We start from the raw sequence: 21,316 nt of genomic DNA, 5'->3' as shown, positions 1-21,316 counted from the left end.
GCTGATAAGGTGATTGTCTGATTGATGTGTTATCAATCAGGCGATTCTGGCGTTAGTTTGAAAATCCGTTGTCAGAAATGACAGCGGATTTTTTGCTATGAGGGTTTGAAGCATGCTGAAGCTGCTTGATGTCCATCACATTGCGGTTATTGCCTCTAACTATGAACGCAGCAAGGCGTTTTACTGTGGTGTGCTAGGGTTTACGTTGAACAACGAAATCTACCGTGAAGCGCGGCAGTCGTGGAAAGGGGATCTCTCGCTGAATGGGCGTTATATCATTGAGCTATTTTCTTTCCCCCACCCACCTGCGCGCGTGAGCCGCCCGGAAGCCTGCGGCCTGCGCCATCTGGCTTTTGCGGTAGCTGACATTGAACAGGCTGTTGCCTTGCTGGAACAGGCTGGCGTTATTTGTGAACCTGTCCGGATCGATCCTGAAACGCAGCAGCGCTTCACCTTTTTCTCCGATCCTGACGGCTTGCCTTTAGAACTGTATGAGATCTGATACCGTGGACTGCACCGAACCTGATGATCGATTGCTCCAGACGATCGCGACGCAAACAGCCGGATGCGGATCGATCCTGCTGGCCTACAGCGGTGGTCTGGATTCTAGCGTGCTATTGCATCTGCTGGTGGCTCTGCGTCAGCGCTCTGAGCTACCCATTCGTGCGGCTTATATCCATCATGGTTTAAATCCGCTGGCCGATAGCTGGGCTGAACATTGTCGTCAGCAGTGTGAACGCTGGCAGGTGCCGTTTACCTCGCTGTCGGTGACGGTTGAAGCGCAAAACGGCGGTATCGAAGCCGCGGCCCGAACGGCACGGTATCAGGCGCTGCGAGCGCATCTGCAAGATGGGGAAACCTTGCTGACGGCGCAGCATCTTGATGATCAGAGCGAAACGTTTTTACTGGCGCTTAAACGCGGCAGCGGGCCTGCCGGATTATCTGCGATGGCGGCTCAAAGTACGCTCGGTCATCATCGTCTTGTGCGTCCGCTGTTAGGCATTTCTCGCTTGCAACTGGAAGCCTATGCGCAGCGGAATCAGCTTGACTGGATTGAAGACGACAGCAATCAGGATGAACGTTTCGACCGCAATTTTCTACGTCGTCAGATCTTGCCGCGATTGACGCAGCGCTGGCCGCATTTCTCCTCCGCCGTAGCGCGTAGCGCCCAGCTTTGTGCCGAACAGGAACAGCTGCTAGATGAGCTACTGGAGGCGTCATTGCAGGCGTTATGCCAGCCGGATGGCGCGCTGAGTATTGACGGTCTGGTAACGCTAAGCCCAGTGCGTCGTTTTGCACTCCTGCGTCGCTGGCTGGCGCAGCAAGGGGCGATGATGCCCGCGCGTGAACAGCTACAGCGACTCTGGGATGAAGTCGCAACGAGCCGTCAGGATGCGGAACCGGTATTGCAACTGAATCAGATGCAGGTTCGTCGTTTTCGTCAGCATCTCTATCTGCTGCCGCTGATGCCGTCACTCAAAGACCCTATTATCCCGTGGCAGTCGCCGTCATGCCCGTTGTCGCTACCCGATAATCTGGGCACACTGTCACTGGCCGATAGCGGCGTGGCGGTTCGCGCGCCGGAAAACGATGAGTCGGTGAGTATCCGTTTTTCGACTAGTGGAACTGTGCATATTGTCGGCAGAGCCCACGGGCGACAAATCAAGAAACTCTGGCAGGAGCTGGGCGTTCCGCCCTGGTGGCGTGACCGTACGCCGCTGGTGTTCTACAACGAGCAACTGATTGCGGCAGTGGGACGATTCGTCACGCGAGAAGGGCAGGCGAGAGAAAATCAGCCGGTATGGCGCATTGTTTGGGAAAATAAGTTTGGAAAAAATAAGCCTGAGGACAAAAACTGAGGGAAAAGCCTGACGCTGAGGCAAGCGCTGAAATAAAAACGGACAACCTGTGTTGTCCGTTTCGGAAGCATTGATTCAGCGTTTGCCGCTGAATGAAAGGAGAAGTCTGTCAGGATTCGCTGACGACGACCTTACCGATTTCAGGATGACTGAAACTGACGATGTGGTCGAGACGTAGCTCGCGCGTTGTGCCTGAGGCTTCAATCACCAGATATTCGACCTGCTTACGTGAGATCATATCACTGGCTTTACCGGTCACAACTTCACCATTGCGTAGTTCCAGCGTCAGCGTCAAACTCTGCTGACAGGTGGCTTCCAGGCTGTCGTAATCATCACAGTTGATGGGTTGATATTCATTACTCATTGACATAATCACTCACCAATAAGTTAGCGGCGGCAAAAGCGGCCTGTTCCCTGACGGAGGATGGCAACGCATCATTCGCGGCAATGCCATCCAGGGTTTTTAAAACACAACCCAGCGAATCGGGTATATAGCCCAGATCGCCACTGGCGATCTCTGCGTATAAGCGACGTACTAATTCACAGTATTCTTGCACTATATCCTCCCTTGAAAGCTTAGCTCGGTAGATATTCATGCATCATCACTAGCTACGGTGCGCGATGTTGTAAGCCTACGAAGATAAACTCTATTTATCAAACCGACTATAGCATAGGCACTAACAGGATATCAGTAGTCCTTAGAGGCCTAATCTATCGGTTACGTGGCAGATATCACCTTTACTGTGAGGATGGCGCTAACTCAAGTAAACTAGGAGGGAATAAAGACGAGGTTACTGATGGCATTAAAAGCAACGGTTTACAAAGCAGCAATCAATATTGCCGATATGGATCGGAATTTTTTTCACGACGCGAACCTGACAATAGCGCAGCATCCGTCTGAAACCGAGCAGCGTATGATGCTGCGGCTTTTAGCATGGATTTGCCATGCTGATGAAAACCTGCGTTTTACCAAAGGGCTCAGCGCAGATGATGAGCCGGAAATCTGGCGACGTAACGATACGATGGAGCTGGAACTGTGGATTGAGCTAGGCCTGCCGGATGAAAAACGGCTCAAGAAAGCCTGCAATCAGTCCCGTTCTGTGGTGTTGTACGCCTATAGTGAACGTGCGGCACAGGTTTGGTGGAGTGCGATATCGAGTAAGGTCTCTGGGTACAAGAATCTGGCTATCCGTTTTCTGGATGATAATCAGCTGGCTCAACTTGCCGGACTGGTTCAACGCACTATGTCATTGCAGGCAACGATACAGGACGGCACGATCTGGTTGTCTGACGATAAGAATAGTCTGGAAATAGCATTTTCTGAGTGGAAAATTCCTCAGAGTCAGGGATGATAACAGATTGGATATATTCCAGATCGTTGAGTAAGAACGATAAAAACAGGGCAGAGACGGCAGGAAAATAATGATGAAAAAACTGGCTATCGGTGTGCTGTTGATTGCAGGGATTTCTGGGTTGATCGGGTGTCATACCCGCTCGCAAGTTCAGGAAGAACCCCTTAAACCAATGGCACAAAGTTATCGTGGCGTTTTACCCTGCGCGGACTGCGGAGGGATTGATACGTCACTATTTTTGGAAAAAGACGGGACTTTTGTTCTTCGCGAACAGTATCAAACGACCCGAGAGGACAACAACACGTTCGCTTCCTATGGGCAATGGCGACGTACCGCGGACAAGCTGGTGTTGACGGATAGTTCGGGCGAAAAACGTTACTTCCGCCCGGTTGATAACTCTCTTGAAATGCTGGATCAGCAAGGGCTGCCTATCAATTCTTCGCTTCCTCGCCAACTGACGGCAACCGAGCAGGCATTGCCGGATACGCCGATGTCGATGAAGGGCATGTACCGCTATCTGGCGGATGCAGCGACGTTCTCTGACTGCGCAACCGGAAAAACGTTTGTGGTGGCGAATAATGCCGTGCTGGAAAGGTTGTACCTTAGTACGACGGCGACGGCGGGGGAACCAGTGCTGGTTTCCTTTACCGCGCATTTCGCCGTGATTCCATCAATGGAAGAAGGTCAGATGGTGAAAGCGGTGGTCCCTAACAGCAGTGATAACGCCCGCATGAACGCGAGGGCAAACTGCGATACACAGATAGACTAACGCAGCGTTAAAAAGAAAAGGCACTGATTCCAGTGCCTTTTTCGTATCGATTACGCGCTAGAGCATTTTCTTTAGCTGGTAAAGCCAATCCAATGCCTGACGTGGCGTGAGCGCATCAGGATCGATGGCTTCCAGCGCTTCCATTGCTGGTGACGGTTCGTCATTACTCAGCAGCGCTAGCTGTGCGCCATCGATATGGCTGGATGACGCATTATTCGATAGCGTTTCCAGCTCCTTCAGCTTCTGGCGTGCGCGCTTAATCACTTCTTTCGGTACGCCAGCCAGTGCGGCGACGGCAAGACCATAACTTTTGCTGGCTGCGCCATCTTGTACGCTGTGCATGAAGGCGATGGTATCACCGTGTTCGAGCGCATCTAAATGCACATTCACCACGCCTTCCATTTTTTCCGGCAGAGTGGTCAGTTCAAAGTAGTGCGTTGCAAACAGCGTCATCGCTTTGATGCGGTTCGCCAGATTTTCGGCACAGGCCCAGGCCAGCGACAGGCCGTCATAGGTGGAGGTTCCGCGACCGATTTCGTCCATCAATACCAGACTGTTTTCCGTGGCATTGTGTAGAATATTCGCTGTTTCTGTCATTTCGACCATGAAGGTAGAGCGGCCGGAAGCCAGATCGTCGGCGGCACCCACACGAGTGAAAATACGATCGACGGGGCCAATGACCGCCTGATCCGCAGGCACAAAGCAGCCGATATGCGCCATCAGCACAATCAGTGCGGCCTGACGCATATAGGTACTTTTCCCGCCCATGTTAGGGCCAGTGATAATCAGCATACGACGCTGTGGTGCTAGCGATAGGGGGTTCGAAATAAACGGCTCACGAAGCACCTGCTCGACAACGGGATGACGACCGCCCGTAATTTTGATGCCGGGCTTATCGCTCAGCGTCGGGCAGACGTAATTCAGCGTATCGGCACGTTCGGCCAGATTCGTTAGAACGTCCAATTCTGCCAACGCGGCGGCGCTTTGCTGAAGTTCGGCCAGATGGGGCAATAGCAGATCGAAAAGCTCATCATAGAGCGCTTTTTCCAGCGCCAGCGCTTTGCCTTTCGAGGTCAGAACCTTGTCTTCGTACTCTTTCAGTTCGGGGATGATATAGCGTTCAGCATTTTTTAGCGTCTGGCGGCGGACATAGTGGATCGGTACCAGATGGCTTTGGCCACGGCTGACCTGAATGTAATAGCCGTGTACGCCATTGAAGCCGACTTTCAGCGTATCAAGCCCCAGTTTTTCGCGTTCGCGAATTTCCAGACGATCCAGATAATCGCTTGCACCGTCAGCCAGCGCTCGCCACTCATCCAGCTCTGCATGGTAGCCCGGCGCGATGACACCGCCGTCACGTACCAGTACGGGCGGTGCTTCGACAACGGCGCGTTCCAGCAAATCACGTAGCTCATCAAATTGCCCAATTAGGCTGACCAGACGACGAACGGAATCGGTATCCAGTGGCGCAAGCTGCTCACGAATATCGGGAAACTGCTGGAAAGCGTGGCGCATACGTGCCAGATCGCGTGGGCGTGCCGTGCGCAACGCGAGCCGTGCCAGAATACGCTCCAGATCGCCGACCTGTCGCAGATAGGGTTGCAGATCGGGCGTAATGTCCTGCAATGCACTGATGGCCTGCTGGCGCTGTTTGAGCGCATCAATATCGCGGCTGGGCATATGAATCCAGCGCTTCAGCATTCGGCTGCCCATGGCCGTCACGGTGCAGTCCAGTACGGCCGCCAGTGTATTTTCCACGCCGCCGGACAGATTCTGCGTCAGTTCAAGGTTACGGCGGGTGGCCGCATCCATGATGATGCCGTCTTGTTGGCGCTCCATGGTAATCCCGCGGATATGCGGCAGTGAGGTGCGCTGGGTGTCTTTTGCGTATTGCAGCAGGCAGCCAGCGGCCCGCAGTGCGAGCTTGGCCTGCTCTACGCCGAAACCGGTCAGATCGCGGGTGCCAAATTGCAGATTAAGCTGCTGGCGTGCGGTATCTGGTTCAAACTCCCACAGCGGACGGCGGCGCAGTCCGTGGCGATTTTCGATCAAATCCATGGACTCAAAGGATTCAGGATAGAGTAACTCCGCCGGATTGGTGCGCTGTAACTCAGCCGCCATGGTTTCCCGATCGTCCGGTTCGCTCACGCGAAAACGTCCTGAGCTGATATCCAGGGTGGCATAACCAAACCCCCGACCGTCCTGCCAGATTGCGGCCAGCAGGTTATCCTGCTTTTCCTGCAATAGCGCTTCGTCACTGATGGTTCCTGGCGTGACGATACGTACAACTTTGCGTTCTACCGGACCTTTGCTGGTAGCGGGATCGCCAACCTGTTCGCAGATAGCGACGGATTCGCCCATTTGCACCAGTCTGGCAAGGTAGTTTTCAACGGCATGGTGAGGAACGCCCGCCATCGGTATCGGTTCTCCTGCGGAGGCGCCGCGCTTCGTCAGCGAGATATCCAGCAGTTGAGAAGCCCGCTTGGCATCGTCATAGAACAGCTCGTAAAAATCGCCCATGCGGTAAAACAGCAGGATTTCCGGATGTTCAGCCTTTAACCTAAAGTACTGCTGCATCATGGGAGTGTGGGCAGTGAAATCCTTGTCGGTAGAATCTTTCATAGTGATTTTACTCAGTCTTAACGCTTTTGTTCGTTCAGGTGATGGCGCTGGGTTTGATGAAAAACCTTGCTGATGGCACGTCACCTGAGCATTGAAATGGAATGCCAGAAGTATACTGACTGACGGATGAAAAACATCACCCGCGAATGCGCTATCTTACCACTGGTGGCCGTTATTTGGCGTCAGACGACGTTACCAGACTGGGACCGGGATGCGTATGCGATTTTTCCTCTATTGTTCAGGCGCGCGAGGCGGCTCGCAAGTTTGCCTAATGTATTCATTCAATAAAGTGAAGGCTGAATACAATCGAATTGTTCTGGCTGTCGTGATACGAAGCCATAACGCGTAGCCATCAGTGCCGATATATGTGGCAGTTACTGGAGCGGGTAACTCAATTTATGAATACAGCCTCATCCTTCCCCGGCAATCAACATGGTCAGGCTAAAGTGAAGCGGCAATATGCGAAGCTATTTAGGTTAGCCTTGTATTGGTTTTTTAATATAGCCAATAATCAGGAGGTATTAACAAGCATGTGGAACTAAAACGCGTGTTATCACATATTTAATTATTAATATTTGTCAGTATTAAATTTAACTGTATTCTTGTTTTATCTTCAATGTCACCTAAAAAATCCAGGTAAAATAATGTTAGAAACAAACAGATTGATTTTGCGACAATGGCGTGATGATGATTATCCTATTTATAAAAAACTGGTTTCAGATCCTGACGTTATGAAATATTTTCCAGCAATGCTTTCTGAACAGGAGTGCTATAGTCAAATCGAAAGACTAAAGAATATTATTGCTGTTAGGGGATGGGGCTCATGGGCTGTAGAGTTAAAATATTCCGGTGAGTTTATCGGTTTTGTTGGCCTACATGAACAAGATGCTCAGAGTGGTATTCCCCACGCGCCATTGATTGAAATCGGTTGGCGTTTATTGTCCCAGTATTGGGGGGAAGGTTATGCGACTGAGGCAGCAAAAAGAGCCCTAAAATTTTCTTTCGATGAGCTTCAACTTTCGGAGGTTTATTCTTATACAACATTAGCTAATAAACAATCACAGAAAGTTATGATTAGGATTGGAATGAAAAAAACTGGAGAAGAATTTATTCATCCTAGCTTTGAAAAACGTCGTGACCTTGAACGTCATACGCTCTATAGAATAACGAGAGAGCAATGGATTAAAATAAATTAAATCAGTGCGTTATTTTATGGAAACTAATAACATTCCTTTTAAAAAGGATATTGTATATGTTTTATGATTTCGATATTTCTATTGATAGACGAGAGAGTAATTCACATAAATGGGCTGATGAGGCCACACATAATGCGTTTCCGTTATCATTAGCGGACATGGATTTTATGGCGTCACCTGCTATATTGAATGCACTATCAAATAAAGTTAAACATGGGGTTTTTGGTTATTATCAGGTTCCAGATATATATTATCAATCAATTATAAGTTGGTTTGAAAGACGTTATCACTATCACATTAAAAAAGAATGGATACTATACACAACGGGTATTTTACCCGCAATATCAGCAACGCTTAAGGCAATAACCCATCCTGATGATAAAATCATTGTTATGGAACCAGCATACAACCGATTCTTTAGCAGCATAACAAATGCTGGATGCCACAAAATTTCCACTGTATTAAAATATTCGAAAGGTAAATACACCATCGACTTCAACGATCTTGAACGATGTGCAGCTGATACGTCGACCAAAGTGCTTTTGCTTTGCAATCCACATAATCCGACAGGGAGAGCATGGTCGAGAGACGAATTAATTAGAATAGGGGATATTTGTTACAGGCATGGTGTAATAGTCATTTCCGATGAGGTTCATTGTGATTTAGTTTACAAGGAAATAAGTCATGTTCCTTTTGATAGCATACCTGAAAATGCCAATTGTCTCTCAATCATATGCGTTTCACCGAGTAAAGCATTCAACCTTTCCGGCCTGAAAATAGCTAATATAATTATTAAAAACATCACAATTAGATCCTGCATAGAGAAACAGCTTAGAATAAATGATGTTAGTGATATTAATGTATTCGCAATTGATGCTCTTATTGCTGCATATAATGAATCAGAACAGTGGCTAGAATTTTTAAAACTTTACATTCATAATAATTATATTTTACTAACTACGATGTTTAACAAATACCTTCCATGTTGTACTGTCACTAATCTGCAAGCAACATTTCTATGTTGGATCGACTGTTCGTTCTTAAGTTTAAGTAGCGATACTATTTGCAAAATACTTCGTACAGAAGCTGGTGTAGTTGTAAACAGTGGATCTCTATATGGAGAAAGTGGAAACGGATTTATAAGAATTAATATTGCTTGCAAGAAAAAAGACCTGTCTATAGCCTTGTTAAAAATAATTAGAGTCTTAAGGAAGTTGAAAAGCAAAAAGTCCATATGAATATTTACTTTAAACATTCACGCTCAAACCGAGTATACTCATCCTTATACATAAATGAACAAAGTAACATAAATAAAGTAAAAATAACAAGAACAATGATTGTGGCTTCAATACCCATTAAACTTAGCATATATCCAGCACCTAGACTACCTGCGCCTGCACTTAACTTAATTAAAGTCCCACTTATTGCTGATATTCTTGCTGCTAATTCTAAGGGCATTTCTTTTATAGTGAAAATATTATAACTAACATTCCACACTCCGCCCAAAATCGCCTTGAGAACAAATAGGGAGAAAATTCCAATAGGAGAATCGATAATAATAAAGCCAGAAAAAATAGCAACTCTAAAAATATTTACATATAACACAATAGTCCGTAATGGAATGTTGTCTATCAGTTTTTTAGACATCAGACTACCAACAATCCCTCCCACGCCAAGACCTGAAAGTATCAGCCCAGTAACTTCGAAACCAGCATTCTTCTCACTCAATGAGAAAATAACTGACAAGTATAATACAGGGTGAAGAAGGTTATTAATTGAGGTTAGCATTATCATTAAGGAAAATAATTTATTATTTTTTAGCCATTTAATCGCATAAGAAACATCATCCTTTAAATAAACTTTATTTTTATCTTTAGATAGAGATTCTTGAATTTTTATTTTTGACAGTAAGAAAAGTGAAAAGATAGAAATAATACCAACTATTAAATAAGGAGTGAATAAATTTATTGAAATTAAAAATCCACATAACACAGGTGCCAGTAATTGTACCGATCTCGTGCGTATTTCATATGTAGATAATGCACTAGTTGATTGTTTGTTATTCAATAATGACTTAAGTACAACAGGTTCAGCCACTTCAGTAAATACCGTAAATACTCCAAAGAAAAATGAAATAGAAACTATAAATACTAAATTTAATTCTTTTGATAGAAATAAAATTAAAGCGAGGGAAAATGCAATAAATAACCTTCCAAATTCACCTATTTTTAATGTTTTAATTTTACTTCCTTTTTCAATAAACGTTGATGATGCTACTTTAACGATGATAACAGGAAGAAAAAAAGAAAAAATACACCAACTAACCTCAATAGGAGAAAACCCTAGTGCAAGCACTAATAAAGGTAGAGTTATATGAAAAACCTCAATACCTAATAATGAAAGAGCAGAACTCCCAATAAAGAAACCAAAAATATTATTCATGATATACCTTTTTATTTTATATAATTATAATTTAAATTTTTTGAAAAAAAGAAGAATCCCATCCTCTCAGTGCATCACCATCTATCAGGTGAAACTCATAATCAACATCCTGCTTAATCGCACACGATGCAATAGATAAAATATCATATATATTACATCCCATTGAGGATAAAAGATTATAGACGTCCTCCCATCCAGCTACATCTCCTGATTCTATTTTCTCCTTTAGGGCATAGATATTATTTTTTTGAACGTTCCCAGAAGCGAATGATAGTACATTTGACCATGCCTTATTAAGGCTGAAATCATATTTAGGATGTTGATTTTCTAAATAACTTCTCATATTAGCGCTCCACTTTTGCCGGTCCATGTTGATTAGCGGGGAACGGTGAAGCGGCGTTCATAAATTGTTTTACACGTTCCAGTAACTGCCACATGTATCGATTTTGGTGGTTTCGCGTTATTGTTTCATGTAACGACAACCACAGCAGTTCTATCGGGTTCAGCCACGGCGAATACGTTGGCAGGAACAGCAACCTGAACTTCGTGTTTTTCTCCTTGTTTGTTTTCATTCTCCTAAAAAACTATGCTGATTTTATAGCGCCCTGCTACAGCATTAAAACTGCTTGAGTCACATTTTTTACATTTTTATGACGGTAAATTATGGCCGACGATATGCTATACTGAATATTCTAATTAACCTTAATTAAGACTATGCATTACAATAAGTTACAAGCATTTACTCTACAAGGAATACGTAATGATGCATGTACATGATCATGCGGTTTTTTACACGCTCAGGACTTACTTTTAAACGGCATAAACGCTTCAATAGAGAAGCTATTGACTGTTGGAGGATGTTTTTATTCCTTAATGCTTTACCTCCGAAGATGTCTGGGGGGCTCTCTTGTTAATCAATTTCCGTCCCAAAGAAATAATTTTTTTAGCACCACTAATTAATTAGGATGATGATTATATTCCATGTATTTCAGTCTATCTAACATGTACCGATATAGTTCTCATGTTATTTAATTCAATTGGAATGATTATCCAATTTTGGTTGTTATTAAGGGTCACGTTACCGAAATAAATGACGAGTCTGGGTAATATCAGCACATAAGTGAGATATCATCAGGGAGAGAAGACGCGGAAAATGAACTCACGACGCCGGATATATGCGTGTGACTGCTTTGTCAGAAAAAGATTTCTCGTGTTTGCACTGGGTCGATGTCCATATAAATTATTTAGCGCCTGATGGTTTGAGCTACTCGCCATAGTGGTGTTCCCGCTATGTCTATTGGTTCCCTGTCACACAGGCAGAGTAGCGGTTCTGCTGTCTCACGGCTAACAAGGCTATTCTTGAGGAGCATAAATATTTTTATGAGGTAGTTATGCCCACGAATGCTGGATAAAAAACATGGTCTGCGCTCACCGCACCACACACATCGGCTGCCCTGAGACGGGTTCGGCGTGGATCTCCGCATCAATGCTGAACACCTGCTGTAGTAATGCCGGTTTCATTACCTCGTGCGGTGAACCCTGCGCCATCACGCGTCCACCTGCCAGCATCACCAGATGATCGCAGTAGCGGCTGGCCTGATTCAGATCGTGCAGGACGGTCACCACCGTTTTACCCGCCTGATTCAGTTCACGTAGCAGCTTCATTAACTCGACCTGATGATTGATATCGAGATAGGTTGTCGGCTCATCGAGCAGGACGACGGGCGTATCCTGCGCCAGCAGCATCGCCAGAAACGCCCGCTGACGCTGCCCACCGGACAAATCGGTTAACCGTTTGTCGGCGAGGTCGACGATGTGCGTTTTCTCCATTGCGAGCTGCACGCGTTGTCGATCGTCCTGCGATAACCGTCCCCACAGTGATAGCCAAGGGCTGCGCCCGTAGGCCACCATGTCACGTACGGTGATCCCCTCTGGCGTCAAATGCTGCTGCGGTAACAGCGCCAGATGGCGCGAGAGCTGGCGGGCGGAGAACGCAGAGAGCGGCTTGCCGTCGAGCTGAATAACGCCGGATTCCGGGGTAAGCAGCTTGGCAAAGCACTTCAGCAGCGTTGACTTGCCGCAGCCGTTGGGGCCGAGCAGGGCAGTAATTTTTCCGGCGGGCAGCGACAGCGACAATCCGTCAAGAATACGCTTGTCGCCATAGCCCGCCGTCAGGTTTTGTGTTGTCAGTTCCATTTAGCGCATTCTCACGAGAAACCAAAAAAACCAGGGCGCGCCGATAATGGCAGTGAGCACCCCTGCGGGTAATTCCATCGGTGGGTTCAGCGTGCGCGCCAGCAGATCGGCAAGCAGCAGTACCAATGCACCAGCAACGGCAGAAGTTGGGAGGAGCCAGCGATGCCGTCCTCCCAGCAGATAGCGGATCAGATGCGGCACCACGAGGCTGATAAAGCCGATAGGCCCGCACACGGCCACGCTGGTTGCGGCGAGTGCGACGGCGAGCGTTAACCCCCAAAACTGAATGCGCCCGATATTCACGCCCAGCGTGCTGGCACGGTCGTCGCCCAGCGCGAGCAAATCCAGATCGCGGCAAAAGCGCAGGCTGAGCGGAATCAATACGCAGAGGACGGGCAGCGCGACCATCACGAATGACCAGTCGCGCCCCCACAGGCTACCCGTCAACCACAGAAGCGCGTTGTTGATATCCTGCGGGCGGGAGATAATCAGATAGTCGGTGACGCTTGCCCAGGTCGCGGACAGTGCGACGCCGATGAGTGCCAGCCGCATTGGGGATGATGTTCCCGCGATGAGTCTCAGGAGCAGCAGCCCGGCGATGCCTCCGATAAACGCGATCAGCGGTAGCCAGATCACGGGCAGCGCGGGCACCAGCATCAGTGCGCCGACGGTTGCCAGACTCGCCGCGTGGTTCACGCCGAGAATATCCGGCGATGCCAGCGGGTTACGCACAATTCCTTGTACCAGTACGCCGGAAATAGCCAGTGCCGCGCCGACGAACAGTGCCAGCAGCACGCGGGGCAAACGGTATTGGGTCAGTACATAATGATGTTCGCTGGTGCTGTGCCAGCCGCTCATCAACGCCGACCACGGCAGCGGAATCGCGCCCATGCGCAGCGACAGAATGCTGGTGGCGAGTAGCAGCAGCGTAATCGAGATGAACACAATAATGGGGCGCATTATCCTCGCCTCCTTGCCAGCCAGACGAAACAGGGCGCGCCGATCAGTGCCAGTACTGCACCAGCAGGCAGTTCGCCCGGCCAGGCGAGCGCACGGGCAAGCAGATCGGCCAGTAACATAAACGCCGCACCCATCAGCATGCTCATGGGGAGCAGCTTTCTTTGGTCGTAACCGATCCAGAAACGCGCCAGATGCGGTATTAACAGACCGATAAATGCGACCGGACCGGCGACGCTCACGCAGGCACCCACCAGAATCAGCACGGCCAGATTGAGGATTAGGCGCAGACGACCTAAGTTGACGCCCAGCGTATGGGCGCTCACGTCACCGATGTTCAGCAGATTAAGCTGGTTAGACAGCAGCAGGACAACCGGGGTGACGGTGATAACAAACGGGAAGAGTTGCCAGAATTCGACCCAGCGCGCGTGCGATACGCCACCCGCCAGCCAGTAAAAAATGCCATAGGCGTGATCTTCCGCCAGCAGAAGCGTAATCCGCGTTAAGGCCATGCACAGCGCAGAAAGCGCGACGCCTGCCAGAATCAGTCGATTGCGATCGAGCGTTTGTCGCCAGCCGCCGCCTGCGGCCATCACCAGCAGCCAGCACAGTCCGCCGCCGCAGGCGGCAACAAAGGCGATTGGGTAACCGGAGAGTGAAGAACTGAATGCGTTGGTCAGTGCCATCGCTAGCGCCGCGCCGCTGTTGATGCCGAGCAGAGAAGGAGAAGCCAGAGGATTATGGGTCAAGGTCTGAAGCAGGGCACCGGACAATGCCAGACTGGTGCCGATCAGAACGGCAACCAGACTGCGTGGCAGGCGCAGGTTGAGCACCAGCGCCTCGGGTAGCGAAGAGGACGATCCCGTTACCAGCGCCTTGAGGGCACTCAAGGCGGGGATGGGGATCGCGGAATAACAGAACAGGCTAAGCCAGAACACGCCCAGCAGTGCCGCTATTGGCAATCCCCAACGCCAGAATGGATGAAAACTTTGCCTCATTGCTCGCTGCTGACGCTAACGGGCTGATGCTTAAAAATCTTCACCGTATCGCTGCCGATGCGTTCCGCCGCAAAAATACCGCGCATCCGCGCCCAGGCATTGCTGTCAACGGCGGCAATCTGCTGTTTTTGCTGCGCTTCCAGCAGGTTCCAGAGCGCATCCTGCTGCCAACGTTTCACAATACTTTCTTCGCGATAGTGCGTCACGATCAGCCACTGTGGGTTAATCGCCAGCAGCTGTTCCAGATTGATGGAAGCCATCGGGGCATTGTTAATCGGTTTCGGGACGTTCAGGCCAAGTGCGGCCAGCACGCTGCCGGTGTAGGCATCGCTGGAGTACAGGTTAAACTGCTGCTCGCGTGAGGTGCCGAAGACTACATTGGTGCCTTGGGGAAGCTGGGCTGCGTAGGCTTTCATCACCTCGCGATGCTGGGCCAGACGAGCCTGCATCACGCTGTCTTTCCCCAACACCTTGCCGATGATCTCCGCTGAGTGCAGGTTCTCTTCATAGGTTTCGTTGCGCGACTTCAGCAGCAGCACCGGTGCAATCGCTTTCAGCGCCGTGTAAATGCCGCTATGACGGCTGCTGTCGGCGATAATCAAATCCGGCTTCAATGCGCTGATGGCTTCCAGGCTCGGCTGCGCGCGCGTGCCTACGGAATGCCAAGGGCTAAGATGTTCGCGGACTTCTGCCAGAATCCGATCGGGATCGTTGTCATCGGCGATGCCGACCGGGCTGACGTCTATCGCTGCCAGCGCATCGGCAAAAGACAGTTCCAGCACCACAATACGCTGAGGCGGCGTGTCGAGCGTAAAGGAACCTTGTTCATCCTGTACGGTTACCGCATTGGCGCGGCCCAGTCCGAACAGACAAAGCGTGGTAATCAGTGCAACGCGAATTAGAGCAAACATAGCGTAACCCCATAATGGTCATTATCGTGATCGAATAAGTCATGATCGTTAGTCAGGCCGGGCAGTTGCCCGGCGAGAGCGTATGGCGATCAGAATTTCAGTGAGCCCTGCATATAGAAGGTGCGGGGCTGACCGGCATAAATCCCTTTGTTGTTGTCATCGCTGTTCGAGCGAGTGTAGTAATCGTGGTCGAACAGGTTTTTCACACCAAAGGCCAGATTGAGATCGGAGAACTGCGGACCAAAGTCATAAGCTGCGCGTGCGCCCCACAGCATAAAGCCGGGGAGTCGTCCGGCGCTGCCATCGGCGCTTTCGGCAACGGTGTTAGCGTTATCGGCGAACTGGCTGGATTGGAACTCGCTGTTCAGGTTGAACGTCCAGTTGCCCGGCTGATAATCGACGCCAAATCCTCCCCGGTGTTTTGAAGAGAAGGGCACCTGATTACCGTAGGTATCACCTGCTTCGCGAATTTCCGCATTCACATAGGCATAGCGCGCATAAACCGACACCGCGTCTAAGTGGGGTGACAGCTCGGCGAGGTGATAGCGTGCCTGTGTTTCCAGCCCGGAATGGCGGGTTTTTCCCCGCGTGGTGACGGTGTTGTTGGTCTGATTGGAGTCATACTGGTTATTGAAGTTAACCAGAAAAACGCCCATTTCTGCCGTCAGCGCGCCGTCGTCGTAGCGGGAACCGACTTCCCAGGTGCGCGCTTTTTCTGGTTCCACTTTGCCGCTTTGAGCAGCCTTGCCAATTCGGCTGTACTGTACGGTGCCGAATGATCCTTCGGTGTTTGCATAAAGATTCCAACTCTCGTTAACGTGGTAGAGCACGTTCAAGGCAGGCAGCGGTGCGTTGTAGCTGACCGCTTCGCCCGTGCCTTTCAGCGTATTGTCCTGATGAGATTTGATGTGCTCAAAGCGCATTCCCGGCGTAATCGTCCAGTTGCCGATATCAACACGGTCGTCGATGTACCAGGCGTGCGCTTCTGTACCCGCACGGGTTTCGCGGTCGATAGGGCTGCTGGCGCTTGGCAGCGTCTTGCTGGCGGTGCTGGTGAAGTAACGCACCTCATGGGTGGATTCGCTGACATAACGATAGCCGACGCCCACTTCATGAGCGGAAGATCCGAGGGTAAAACTTTGGCTGTAGCGCGGTTCGATGCCACGTACCCAATATTCGCGTGGCGACAGGGTAATGATGGAATTCTGCTCCAGATAGCCACTGCGCAGCGTGCGCGTGTAGAAGCCCTGAATATTGAATTTGTGCTGCTGATCCGGCTGGTATTGATAGCCCAGACTGGCAAGCTGACGACGCCCCCAGAAGCGATCGTACGGGCGCGTTGACTGCCAGCGGTCCGCATTGTAATCGGCACGCGACAGGCCGCCCGGCATATCGGCGCTGCCATCGTAATATTGCAGCAGGCTGTTAAACGTGTGCACGTCGTTTGGCGCGTAGCGGCTTTTCAGCATCACGTCGTCAATGCGTGTCGCGCTGTGTTCGCGCCAGTCGCTGCCGCGGGTGCCGGAATAGAGCAGCGCCGAACCTAAACCGTTATCCGCCGTGCCGCCAACCAGCAGGTTGTGCGTTTCTTTCGGGTTGTGCTGTGAAGACGTCGGGCTGTGTTGACCTTCTATGCCAGCGCTCATGCCAAATTCTTTTGGGATCGCCCGGGTGACGAAGTTCACGACGCCGCCGACGCTCTGTGGCCCGTAGCGTACGGCACCGCCGCCGCGCACGACATCAATGGCGTCCATATTGCCAAGCGAGATGGGCGCGAGGGAAAGCTGTGGCTGACCGTAAGGGGCAAACGGCACCGGAATGCCGTCCATCAGCACGGTGGAACGGCTGGCAAGGCGCGGGCTGAGACCGCGAATACCAAAATTCATAGCTAGATCGTGGCTGCCCGTGCCGTTATTTTCCGGTGCATACACGCCTGGCATACGGTTTAAGACATCGCGCATCGTGGTGGCACCGGTCTTGGCGAAGTCCTCACGACGGATCACATCGCGTGCGCCGGCGTGTTCAAAGACGTCATTTTCACGCGCCTCCCCCAACCAGTCGCCAACGACCGTCAGCGTTTCTTCCGCTGCCGCAGGGATCGGTTCCAGCGTCCAGGCGTTATCGCCCAACGCCTTCAGTTGCAGACCGCTACCCGCTAGCAGGGCTTTTAGACCGCCGTCAATGGTGTAGTCACCGTGCAGGCCGTTGCTGCGTTTACCCTGCGTCAGGCTGGCATCGACCGACAGCGTAATCCCGCTGCGGGCGGCATAGTGGTTGAGTGCTTTGTCTAACTCGCCAGCAGCAATATCGTAGCGTGCGGTGGCGGGAACTGTCGCGGCGTGGGCCATCCCTGTCGTGAGACCGACTGTCGACAGCAGGCTGAGCTGTATCGCCATGGCTAAAGGGGTTGCTTTATGAAAGGCGCGTAAGAGCGTCATAACATCTCCATCATCATTTTTGTTCTATACACCTAAGTCGAATGAGAGGGAGAAAAAGGACAATTAAGAATGATAATTTTTTTCGTTATCGTTTAGTGTGCGGGAAGGATATTGACCCAGTAGCGAGTAATGTACTGAATTTTAACAGGAAGTGTTTTCTCGATGACCTGTAACACCGTATCGGTATTTTTCAGCGGGAAGGTGCCGCTTAACCGCAGCGTCACGACCTCTGGGCTACAGCGTAGTACGCCGTGACGATAGCGCGATAGCGTCGCTATCACCTCGCCGAGCGGCTTATTGCTGAAACTGAGAATGCCCTGCGCCCAGTGGCTGTCTTCTTCCTCTGCGGATTGGATTTCACCCAGAAACCGCGCGCTGAAGCGCAGGCTTTCTCCCTGACGCACGATGCGCTCTTGGGTCGGATCGTTTGCCAGTACGACTTTCACCGCATGGTGTTGCACGCTCAGTAGCGTGCTGTCGGCTTCCTGACGGACCGTAAATTCAGTGCCGAGGGCGGTCAATTGCCCGTGTCGTGTTTGCACGTAGAAAGGGCGACTGCTGGCATCCTGCCCGGTGGTAATCGCGATTTCGCCGTACCAGAGGTGAATACGCCGCTGCTGTAGATCGAAGCGAACATCGACGGCGCTGTCGGTGTTCAGCGAAAGCAACGTTCCGTCTTCCAGACGCTGCTGACGGATTGCCCCTTTCGCCGTGGTGTAATCGGCGCGAAGGCCCGTTCCTGTGTCGGAACGCCAAAGCTGCCACCCGCCACCAACGCCTAACAGCAGTAAAAGGCCTTTCATCACTCGGCGGCGTGCAAGCTGCGTATCCTGAAGGGCGCGGTGGGCGATGTTGCCGGGCACAACGTTCATCTGATTGCGCAGCGTTTCTACCTGCGACCAGGCCCACTGGTGATCTCGATTTTGCTCATACCACTGCTGCCATTTCTCGGTTTGCTGGGGGCTCACGCGTTCGTCGCTTAGTACCGCGTACCAATGTGAGGCAGCGCGCAGCGCCTGACGCTGGGAATCGGTCAGCGGGAGACTCACAGCCCGTGCTCCAGACGGAACAGCAGGCAATGCTCCGTAGCTTTGGCAACGTATTTTTTGACGGAGCTGACGGAGACATTCAGCCGTGTGGCGATCTCGCCGTAGGCCATGCCATCAAGCTGGGAAAGTAAAAACGCCTGTCGTGCTTTGTGCTTCAGGCCATCGAGCATGAGATCCACCTGTTGGAGCGTCTCAAGCTGCTGTTGCTGGATCTCCGGTGAGGGCGCAAGCGCCTCTGGCAACTGCGCCAGCCTATCCAGATAGGCTTTCTCCAGCGCATTGCGGCGAAAGAGATCGACCATCACGCGCTTGGCGACGGTACACAGGAAGGATTTTGGATCGCGGATTGCGGTCAGCGACTCGCCGTTCATCACGCGCAGGAAGGTGTCCTGAGCAATATCATCGGCGTCAAAAGAGGATTGGAGCTTGCCCGTTAGCCAGTGCTTCAGCCAGCCGTGATGCGAACCATAGAGTGATTCAAGCGTCAGTTCAGCAGAGGGAGTGGCGTGGTCAGATATCATGGGCAGAAATAGAAAAAACGTATCGACGGTCAATGATAGGGTACTATGTTAATATGATAATGGTTCTCATTACAATTAAATCACAGAGCGGTAGCGATAAGAAAAAAGTGATAGAAAGCAACTGACTGTTTTTTAAGGTAAATAGGAAGGAAAATAGAAAAGCAAATAGCCATGTCGCCTTTGCCTGAGAGTCGCTGCGGAGTCCGACGGTTACGGGTATCTTAAAATAAGAATTATTTGAGATATCGATACATTGTCGATAGGGGTTGTGTGCTATGTTGGATTTCTCATAATGATGATACGTCACTCCGATGAAAAAAAGCCTGCTAGCCTATTTTCAAACGCTCTATTTTAAGCGCGGTTTTTTCCTGATTTTTTCTGCTTTTTTTTGTCTTTTTTCCGCCATCTGTGCACTGGTGCTTCTGGTATATGCGGCAGTGACGTTAAAACAGTTTGAGCATGATGTGGTGAGTTTTTCAGATGTTGCTATCGGGCATGCAGAAGAAATAATGGCGCAAGCCACCAGAGTGCTGGATGTGTTTGATCAAAATACGCTTCGTTCTTGTTCAAATGAACATATGGAGCAACTCAGGCGCACCTCTTATTCCAATGATTATGTACAGGATGTGATTTATATTGAGGACAATCGGCCCCGTTGTTCTTTGATGTTAAGTAATATAAACCGCTCTCCACTGCTTTCGCCCGATCTTATCTATAAAAATAAGTATCGGGTCTGGTATAACGCCGATAATACACTTAACAGATATCGCCAGATGATTTATGTCGGATCGTCAAATTATCTTATCGTTCTCAATCCGAATTCCTTTATAAATATCCCCTCTTATAGCCATAATATAAAATATGCCTTTGTTGAAAAAGACAATGGCGTGGTAATTATATCGAACGTATACATTTCTAATATCGCTTTAATTCTTTCTGGCGAATCTTCCGCTACAAATCGATTTTACAGTGACAATAAATATTTTCTTTTAAAACCCATGCCAAATGGTAATATTTTATTAGTGGTTAATGCTGACGAACCTAAATCCTATCGTTTTGCTTTTATGTTGTTTCTCTATTTTATTCCCATTTTCATGGTGCTTTCTCTACTTCTCGCGGTTCTTGTCTCCAGAACAGCGCAGGCAATTAAAAATCCTTACCATCTATTAAATAATGCGCTGAGGCAAAAAGAGTTTGAATTACATTACCAGCCGATTATTAAATTGGGTACCGCGCAGATCGTGGGGTGTGAAGCGCTGATACGCTGGCGTCATTCGGACGGTCACCTGATTACGCCGGACTCTTTTATTCCCATGATTCGTCAGGTTGGGTTAATGAAAGATTTAACTTTGTTCGTCATTAATGAGGCGCTACAAACGGCCAACATGCTGAGAAATAGTTACCCTGAGATGTTTGTTTCTATCAATCTTGAGGCGGCAGAGTTCGAAGATATGTCCGTTTTCAATTATCTCGTGGAGCAGATTGCTGTATACGATCTTGATGGTGCTAATGTTAATGTCGAATTAACCGAGTCCTCCATGATTGAACCCCAGAAAGCGGCTCCGATGGTGGAGCTGTATCAACAACAAGGCATTGATGTTGCCATTGATGATTTTGGTACCGGCTATTCCGGACTGTCGTATCTTGAGCGGGTAAAAGCCAATAAACTTAAAATCGACAAATCCTTTGTTGGAAATATTAGTGACCATTCACCGACCGATATTGTGCTGTCTCATATTGTCAGCATGGCACACTGCCTTAATCTGCATATTGTTGCTGAAGGGATTGAGACTCCGATTCAGGAAGCCTATCTGAAAAGCCTTGGCGTCGCTTATGCGCAGGGCTGGTTGTATTCCAAAGCGCTAACGCAAGACGCATTGATTACGTTTCTGGCGGAAAAAGGTGAAACAGGGTCGGATGCGTCGTAAAGTCACGATAAATGCGGCTTCACTATCAAAAATACGCATAAAAGGATAAAATGTCGAAAATATGGTAGTTACCTAATG

General features: G+C 49.6%; 19 protein-coding genes and 2 pseudogenes. 8 read left to right on the top strand and 13 right to left on the bottom strand.

What is annotated here, in order from left to right:
• Positions 1 to 112 precede the first annotated feature (112 nt).
• Both H4F65_RS08835 and tilS read left to right on the top strand, forming a co-directional pair.
• Positions 113 to 502 (top strand): VOC family protein, encoded by a 390-nt coding sequence (locus tag H4F65_RS08835; RefSeq protein WP_010285742.1) that lies wholly within the window; start codon positions 113 to 115, stop codon positions 500 to 502.
• Positions 492 to 1,859: a tRNA lysidine(34) synthetase TilS gene (gene tilS / locus H4F65_RS08830; RefSeq protein ID WP_010285743.1), complete on the top strand. Its 1,368-nt coding sequence runs from the start codon at positions 492 to 494 to the stop codon at positions 1,857 to 1,859. The genes H4F65_RS08835 and tilS overlap by 11 nt, the downstream gene beginning before the upstream one ends.
• Positions 1,860 to 1,968: 109 nt before the next feature.
• Here the strand turns inward: tilS and rof are convergent, their stop codons facing one another.
• Positions 1,969 to 2,229, bottom strand: a complete 261-nt coding sequence (gene rof, locus H4F65_RS08825; RefSeq protein ID WP_039312412.1) for a Rho-binding antiterminator — start codon at positions 2,227 to 2,229, stop codon at positions 1,969 to 1,971.
• The gene (locus tag H4F65_RS08820; RefSeq protein WP_010285748.1) at positions 2,216 to 2,416 is read right to left on the bottom strand and encodes a YaeP family protein; all 201 of its coding nucleotides are present in this window, start codon (positions 2,414 to 2,416) and stop codon (positions 2,216 to 2,218) included. Before H4F65_RS08820 ends, rof begins: the two co-directional genes overlap by 14 nt.
• A gap of 240 nt (positions 2,417 to 2,656) precedes the next feature.
• Here H4F65_RS08820 and H4F65_RS08815 point away from each other — a divergent pair, with 240 nt between their 5' ends.
• Both H4F65_RS08815 and nlpE read left to right on the top strand, forming a co-directional pair.
• On the top strand, positions 2,657 to 3,211 hold the full coding sequence (locus tag H4F65_RS08815) for a YaeQ family protein (protein ID WP_010285749.1): 555 nt from the start codon (positions 2,657 to 2,659) through the stop codon (positions 3,209 to 3,211).
• Positions 3,212 to 3,284: 73 nt separating this feature from the next.
• Complete coding sequence (gene nlpE / locus H4F65_RS08810; protein WP_010285750.1) at positions 3,285 to 3,980, top strand: envelope stress response activation lipoprotein NlpE; 696 nt, start codon at positions 3,285 to 3,287, stop codon at positions 3,978 to 3,980.
• A gap of 57 nt (positions 3,981 to 4,037) precedes the next feature.
• On the opposite strand, the gene mutS is transcribed toward nlpE, so the two are convergent.
• Positions 4,038 to 6,602 (bottom strand): DNA mismatch repair protein MutS, encoded by a 2,565-nt coding sequence (mutS, locus tag H4F65_RS08805; RefSeq protein ID WP_039319346.1) that lies wholly within the window; start codon positions 6,600 to 6,602, stop codon positions 4,038 to 4,040.
• A 329-nt stretch (positions 6,603 to 6,931) separates the two neighbouring features.
• Here mutS and H4F65_RS21870 point away from each other — a divergent pair.
• The 3 genes and pseudogenes from H4F65_RS21870 to H4F65_RS08795 form a co-directional block, all read left to right on the top strand.
• Positions 6,932 to 7,051: pseudogene (locus H4F65_RS21870) on the top strand (IS630 family transposase); the annotation flags it as partial.
• Between the two features lie 195 nt (positions 7,052 to 7,246).
• A complete protein-coding gene (locus tag H4F65_RS08800) occupies positions 7,247 to 7,798 on the top strand; it encodes a GNAT family N-acetyltransferase (protein ID WP_010285754.1) in 552 nt (183 codons plus the stop codon).
• 56 nt (positions 7,799 to 7,854) lie between these two features.
• On the top strand, positions 7,855 to 9,036 hold the full coding sequence (locus tag H4F65_RS08795) for a MalY/PatB family protein (RefSeq protein ID WP_010285757.1): 1,182 nt from the start codon (positions 7,855 to 7,857) through the stop codon (positions 9,034 to 9,036).
• A gap of 4 nt (positions 9,037 to 9,040) precedes the next feature.
• Here the strand turns inward: H4F65_RS08795 and H4F65_RS08790 are convergent, their stop codons facing one another.
• From H4F65_RS08790 to fecI, 10 genes and pseudogenes are all read right to left on the bottom strand, one after another.
• Positions 9,041 to 10,240 (bottom strand): MFS transporter, encoded by a 1,200-nt coding sequence (locus H4F65_RS08790; RefSeq protein WP_010285758.1) that lies wholly within the window; start codon positions 10,238 to 10,240, stop codon positions 9,041 to 9,043.
• A gap of 31 nt (positions 10,241 to 10,271) precedes the next feature.
• Positions 10,272 to 10,583, bottom strand: a complete 312-nt coding sequence (locus H4F65_RS08785; RefSeq protein ID WP_010285759.1) for a hypothetical protein — start codon at positions 10,581 to 10,583, stop codon at positions 10,272 to 10,274.
• Between the two features lies 1 nt (position 10,584).
• Positions 10,585 to 10,791 (bottom strand): annotated as a pseudogene (locus H4F65_RS08780) (transposase); the annotation flags it as partial.
• 877 nt (positions 10,792 to 11,668) lie between these two features.
• Entirely contained in the window at positions 11,669 to 12,436 is a 768-nt protein-coding gene (gene fecE / locus H4F65_RS08775; protein ID WP_010285761.1) for a Fe(3+) dicitrate ABC transporter ATP-binding protein FecE, read from the bottom strand.
• Positions 12,437 to 13,396 carry a Fe(3+) dicitrate ABC transporter permease subunit FecD gene (gene fecD / locus H4F65_RS08770; protein ID WP_010285762.1) on the bottom strand — a complete coding sequence of 320 codons (960 nt, stop codon included), beginning with the start codon at positions 13,394 to 13,396 and terminating at the stop codon, positions 12,437 to 12,439.
• Positions 13,396 to 14,391: an iron-dicitrate ABC transporter permease FecC gene (fecC, locus tag H4F65_RS08765; RefSeq protein WP_010285763.1), complete on the bottom strand. Its 996-nt coding sequence runs from the start codon at positions 14,389 to 14,391 to the stop codon at positions 13,396 to 13,398. The genes fecD and fecC overlap by 1 nt, the downstream gene beginning before the upstream one ends.
• Positions 14,388 to 15,302, bottom strand: a complete 915-nt coding sequence (locus tag H4F65_RS08760) for a Fe(3+) dicitrate ABC transporter substrate-binding protein FecB (RefSeq protein ID WP_010285764.1) — start codon at positions 15,300 to 15,302, stop codon at positions 14,388 to 14,390. The genes fecC and H4F65_RS08760 overlap by 4 nt, the downstream gene beginning before the upstream one ends.
• An 89-nt stretch (positions 15,303 to 15,391) precedes the next feature.
• The gene (gene fecA, locus H4F65_RS08755; RefSeq protein ID WP_010285765.1) at positions 15,392 to 17,740 is read right to left on the bottom strand and encodes a TonB-dependent Fe(3+) dicitrate receptor FecA; all 2,349 of its coding nucleotides are present in this window, start codon (positions 17,738 to 17,740) and stop codon (positions 15,392 to 15,394) included.
• 92 nt (positions 17,741 to 17,832) lie between these two features.
• A complete protein-coding gene (fecR, locus tag H4F65_RS08750; protein WP_010285766.1) occupies positions 17,833 to 18,789 on the bottom strand; it encodes a ferric citrate uptake sigma factor regulator FecR in 957 nt (318 codons plus the stop codon).
• A complete protein-coding gene (fecI, locus tag H4F65_RS08745) occupies positions 18,786 to 19,307 on the bottom strand; it encodes a ferric citrate uptake sigma factor FecI (RefSeq protein ID WP_039319453.1) in 522 nt (173 codons plus the stop codon). The genes fecR and fecI overlap by 4 nt, the downstream gene beginning before the upstream one ends.
• 314 nt (positions 19,308 to 19,621) lie before the next feature.
• Between fecI and H4F65_RS08740 the strand changes: the two genes are divergently transcribed.
• Entirely contained in the window at positions 19,622 to 21,238 is a 1,617-nt protein-coding gene (locus H4F65_RS08740; RefSeq protein ID WP_010285775.1) for an EAL domain-containing protein, read from the top strand.
• Positions 21,239 to 21,316 lie beyond the last annotated feature (78 nt).

Source organism: Pectobacterium brasiliense (assembly GCF_016950255.1).
Classification (GTDB): Bacteria; Pseudomonadota; Gammaproteobacteria; order Enterobacterales; family Enterobacteriaceae; genus Pectobacterium; species Pectobacterium brasiliense.
The sequence above is the reverse complement of the archived record's forward strand: the minus strand, read 5'-3'. Positions and strand labels throughout refer to the sequence as shown.

Excerpts from the sequence above, each read along its gene's own strand:
- H4F65_RS08835 (WP_010285742.1), top strand. The coding sequence starts at position 113 with ATGCTGAAGCTGCTTGATGTCCATCACATTGCGGTTATTGCCTCTAAC.
- tilS (WP_010285743.1), top strand. The coding sequence starts at position 492 with ATGAGATCTGATACCGTGGACTGCACCGAACCTGATGATCGATTGCTC.
- rof (WP_039312412.1), bottom strand. The coding sequence starts at position 2,229 with ATGTCAATGAGTAATGAATATCAACCCATCAACTGTGATGATTACGAC.
- H4F65_RS08815 (WP_010285749.1), top strand. The coding sequence starts at position 2,657 with ATGGCATTAAAAGCAACGGTTTACAAAGCAGCAATCAATATTGCCGAT.
- nlpE (WP_010285750.1), top strand. The coding sequence starts at position 3,285 with ATGAAAAAACTGGCTATCGGTGTGCTGTTGATTGCAGGGATTTCTGGG.
- mutS (WP_039319346.1), bottom strand. The coding sequence starts at position 6,602 with ATGAAAGATTCTACCGACAAGGATTTCACTGCCCACACTCCCATGATG.
- H4F65_RS08800 (WP_010285754.1), top strand. The coding sequence starts at position 7,247 with ATGTTAGAAACAAACAGATTGATTTTGCGACAATGGCGTGATGATGAT.
- H4F65_RS08795 (WP_010285757.1), top strand. The coding sequence starts at position 7,855 with ATGTTTTATGATTTCGATATTTCTATTGATAGACGAGAGAGTAATTCA.
- H4F65_RS08790 (WP_010285758.1), bottom strand. The coding sequence starts at position 10,240 with ATGAATAATATTTTTGGTTTCTTTATTGGGAGTTCTGCTCTTTCATTA.
- H4F65_RS08785 (WP_010285759.1), bottom strand. The coding sequence starts at position 10,583 with ATGAGAAGTTATTTAGAAAATCAACATCCTAAATATGATTTCAGCCTT.
- fecE (WP_010285761.1), bottom strand. The coding sequence starts at position 12,436 with ATGGAACTGACAACACAAAACCTGACGGCGGGCTATGGCGACAAGCGT.
- fecD (WP_010285762.1), bottom strand. The coding sequence starts at position 13,396 with ATGCGCCCCATTATTGTGTTCATCTCGATTACGCTGCTGCTACTCGCC.
- fecC (WP_010285763.1), bottom strand. The coding sequence starts at position 14,391 with ATGAGGCAAAGTTTTCATCCATTCTGGCGTTGGGGATTGCCAATAGCG.
- H4F65_RS08760 (WP_010285764.1), bottom strand. The coding sequence starts at position 15,302 with ATGTTTGCTCTAATTCGCGTTGCACTGATTACCACGCTTTGTCTGTTC.
- fecA (WP_010285765.1), bottom strand. The coding sequence starts at position 17,740 with ATGACGCTCTTACGCGCCTTTCATAAAGCAACCCCTTTAGCCATGGCG.
- H4F65_RS08740 (WP_010285775.1), top strand. The coding sequence starts at position 19,622 with ATGAAAAAAAGCCTGCTAGCCTATTTTCAAACGCTCTATTTTAAGCGC.